A 3,834-nucleotide genomic window follows, 5' to 3' on the forward strand; every position below is an offset into this window, starting at 1 on the left:
GGGGGGGGGGGGGGGGGGGGGGGGGGGGGGGGTGGGGTTGTGGGGGGGGGGGGGGGTGGGGGGGGCGGGCCCCGGGGGGGGGGCCGCCGGGGGGGCGGCGGCCGGCGCCCACCGCACCCGGCACGGTGCCGAAGACGCCGAGCGACAGCCGGCCGATGGCGCCGGCCACGCACCGGCAGTACACCTTCAGGTCGTCCCAGGTCTCGTAGCTCTCGCCGCGCACGTCCATCAGCACGCCGTCGATGAGCTCGTCGAGGCCGTCCAGCGGGATCGGGAAGCGGCGTGCGGCGTGGGCGAGGGCGACGGCCACCGGGTCGGTGTCGTCCTCGGCCACCTCGCCGTCGGCGATGCGGCGCAGCAGCGTCCTGGTGCCCTCCAACCGGTCCTGCTTGGCCGGCGCGCTCAGCGCACCGTCGCCGATGTCGTCCACCCGGCGGGAGAAGGCGTACAGCGCGGACATCGCCCGCCGCTTGTCGGTGGGCAGCAGCCGGATGCCATAGGCGAAATTACGGGCCTGCTGCCCGGTCACGGCCTCGCAGTAGCGGTACGCGGCAGCCACCGGTGCGGGGATGTGTGACGATCCGTCCACGGTCTGGTTCACCCCTCTCCTCGCAAGGTTGCCCCGACCTCGCGCAGTTGGCTGAGCTTGGTGGGCTTGGGCGGTCCAGAGAACACGTCGTGACCGGCGTCCGCGACCGCTTTTAGGGCGGCCCGTCCGCCGCCCACGAACCCGGCGAGCAGCAGTCTGAGTCTGCCGTGGACGCTACCCACCAGGGGTGCCCCTTCATTCAGCAGGTCCCGGGCGCGTTCGGCCTCGAATGCGATCAGGGCACGCACCGGTGCGCCCGCCGTCGTACTCCGCAGGTCCGCCTCCTGTACGCCGAACCGCCGCATGTCCTCGGCCGGCAGGTAGATGCGGTCCCGCCGGAGGTCTTCGACGACGTCCTGGAGGTGCTCGACGATCTGGAGCGCCGTGCAGATCGCGTCCGAGCGGCGCACCCGCTCGGGCGTCGTGGTGCCGGTGATGCCCAGCACTAGCCGGCCGACCGGGTTGGCCGACAGCTCGCAGTAGTCGAGGAGGTCCTGGTACGTGGCGTACCGGCGGACCCGTTGGTCCTGTCGGTTGGCTTCGATCAACCCCAGGAACGGGGCCGGGGTCAGGCCGCACCGGCGGACGGTGGGACGCAGCGCGCGCAGCAGCGGGTGTCTGGGTGGCTGTGCGGGGTCGTCGAAGACCCGGCGCAGGTCGGCTTCGAAGGCGTCGAGCAGCGCCTCGGTGTCCTCGGCCTGGGACCGGTCGAGCCCGAGCAGGACGGCGTCGCCACCGCCCGGGGCCAGGTCGCCGTCGCCGATGTCGTCCACCAGTCGGGCATACCCGTAGACCGCCATCAGGTCGGCGCGCCAGGCCCGCGGCAAGAAGAAGGGTGCGACGGGGAAATTCTCGTCCGCGGCCTTGTCCAACACCGCCTGCGCCTGCTCTCCTGGCCAGGATCGCGAAGTGGTATGGGACTGGCTCCGCTCGTCTTCCAGGGTCACCGTGGACAGCCAGGCGTACGGGCGCGCGCGGCGCCGCCACAGGGGGCCGAGGCGCCTGGACCTGCGGAGGCGCGGGATAGGGGCCGCGTGGCCAATGCCGTCACATCCCCCGTTCTACACCGCACATCAGTCACGGCACGACGCGGACACGCCGCGCCCCAGGTCGCAGGAGATGGCCTCCGGACCCCCGAACGGGGGACCGGACACATGTCCGCCATAGTCCGGATGGTCATCAGTACAGCCTACGCCGAGCCGCGCGGTGCGACAGCCGCGCGGGGCAGCCGGGGGAACCCCCACCGGTGGCCAGGCCCGAGGGCCCCGGCCCGCTCGGCCCGAGCCACCCGACACCGCGCGACGCGGCCGTCGCGACCCGACACCGCCCGAGTCACCCGACACCGTCCGCCGCGCTCCGAGCCGCTCGACGCCGTCGGGTGGAGCGATGGGTGGGTGGGTCCTGGCGGCCGGCCCAGCCAGCGGCACGCCGGCCCACCGCACGGCGCGCCGGACCACCCAGCAGTGCGTCGACTCACCCGGCGGTACGCCAGCCCGCCACGGCGGGCCACCACAGCGGGCCGTGGTGCCGGGAGCAACCCATCCCGGCTTGGCCGGCCCGCGCGGCTGGGAGCAACCCAGGAGCAGGACCAACCCAAGTGGTCCGGACCAACCCGACACCACACGCCCGACCCAACACCCGGCGGCCAACCCGCCGCGGCACGCCCCGCCTGACACTACGCGTCCAACCCGCCACCGTACGTCCAACCCAACCCGGCCCAGCCCCAGCCCAGCCCGACCCCGTGCAACCCAACCCGGCCGAGCCGGCCCGGACGGGTCCGGGCCCGTTCGGGTCCGGACCGGTTCAGCGAGCCGATTCAACGGACCGGCCCCGTGAGCCGACTCAACGGGCCCCGTGGACCGACTCCGTGGACCGACTCCGTGAGCCGGCTCATGGGCCAGGCCGGCAGGGCCACCGGAGCCGCCGGGCCCCGGCGCGGCGTCAGCCGGCCAATGGCTGGAGCGTCGGGTAGTACTCCTCGATGCCGAGGACGGCGGCCAGGTCCTGGAGCTCGCGCTCGAAGAAGGCGTCGCCGTTGGGCAGCGCGAACGCCAGGTGCCCCAGGGCGTCCATGGAGATCACCCCGTACAGCCTGACCCAGCAGCGGACCATGATGGCCAGGGCCTCCACCGGAAGGTCCACCTGGTACTCCTGGCGCAGCGCGGCGAGCTGGCCGACCAGTTCCGGGTCGAGCGAGGCCGGGTCGGGGGCGGGGAAGCCCCGGGTGTGCCAGATCCGGGCGATCAGGTCCGCGAACAGCGACCCGAAGCGCCAACTGGCCTCCCGCTCGGCCCGGCCGAGCACGCCGCCCCCGCTGGGGCCCCAGGGGCCGAGGATGAGCCCGAACTCGTGCGGGTGGTCGATCGCCCAGCGGCGCAGCGCGCGCCCAGCGGTCAGGAGTTCACTCGCCGGCGCCCGGTCGGGAAGCGCCTCGATGACGGCGTGCAGATGGCTTCCCATCTCGCCGAAGATGTCCCGCCGTATCTCCTGGATCAGCTCGTCGCGGCTGGCGAAGTAGCGATACACGGCGGGCGCCGTCATGCCCATTTCGCGGGCAATGGCGCGAATCGTTACATTGCCAGGGCCGTCCTGGACGAGAAACTCCCGAGCAACATCCTTGATCTCTTGAATGGTCGCGATCCGCAGTCGTTCACGACGCGAATACGCTGCAACCGGCACTGTTCCCTGCGACATACGCCCTCCCTACGCCCGGCGTATTCGCGTGCGAACCGCACACGTACGAGCACGCCCCACGTTCGAACTGGTCAGCACGCCCGGCCAGCGGATCGCCCCCCGTGGCCGCCGCGTGGTGCCGGCACCGCGCCACGCGCGGCACCGACGGCCTCTATTTACCGCCCCGACCGCCCCCGCCCGGCTGAACTATGGAACAGAACGCACCGGAAAGGCTCTCCCAGAAAACCGGGAAAGACCGCAAGGAGCAGCGCGGCAGCACACTACGGGCCCGCGATCGCGCACACAACACAGCACACATGAAGTGATAGCGCACAGCATGCGCCGCACGCCCTCTACTTCACCATCCCGAATGTTTCTTTCCGGTTACTCCCAGCGCTTTGTCGTCTATTTGTAAAACCCTAGAGAAGTCTTACGAAAATCGTTCGACGAAACTGGGTATCAGCACAAGAAAAGGCGCCCCCCCCCCCGGGGCCCCCCCGGGGGGGGCCCCGGGGGGGGGGGGGTTTAACGGCCCGGGACGTATGGTAGGCCGTGGTGTACACCCACGGGGG

The 3,834-nt window shown here is 72.0% G+C and carries 3 protein-coding genes; all 3 read right to left on the reverse strand.

Annotation, left to right across the window (positions count from 1 at the left end; genetic code table 11):
* On the reverse strand, positions 1-601 hold a 601-nt coding region (locus AAHZ94_RS30260; RefSeq protein ID WP_349996921.1), incomplete at its 3' end, for a squalene/phytoene synthase family protein.
* On the reverse strand, positions 598-1,464 hold the full coding sequence (gene hpnC / locus AAHZ94_RS30265) for a squalene synthase HpnC (RefSeq protein WP_349996923.1): 867 nt from the start codon (positions 1,462-1,464) through the stop codon (positions 598-600). The genes AAHZ94_RS30260 and hpnC, both read right to left, overlap by 4 nt.
* 1,066 nt (positions 1,465-2,530) lie before the next feature.
* On the reverse strand, positions 2,531-3,283 hold the full coding sequence (locus AAHZ94_RS30270; protein ID WP_349996922.1) for a TetR/AcrR family transcriptional regulator: 753 nt from the start codon (positions 3,281-3,283) through the stop codon (positions 2,531-2,533).
* Positions 3,284-3,834 lie beyond the last annotated feature (551 nt).

Source organism: Streptomyces sp. HSW2009, assembly GCF_040240285.1.
Taxonomy (GTDB): Bacteria; Actinomycetota; Actinomycetes; order Streptomycetales; family Streptomycetaceae; genus Streptomyces.

Excerpts from the sequence above, each read along its gene's own strand:
- AAHZ94_RS30270 (WP_349996922.1), bottom strand. The coding sequence starts at position 3,283 with ATGTCGCAGGGAACAGTGCCGGTTGCAGCGTATTCGCGTCGTGAACGA.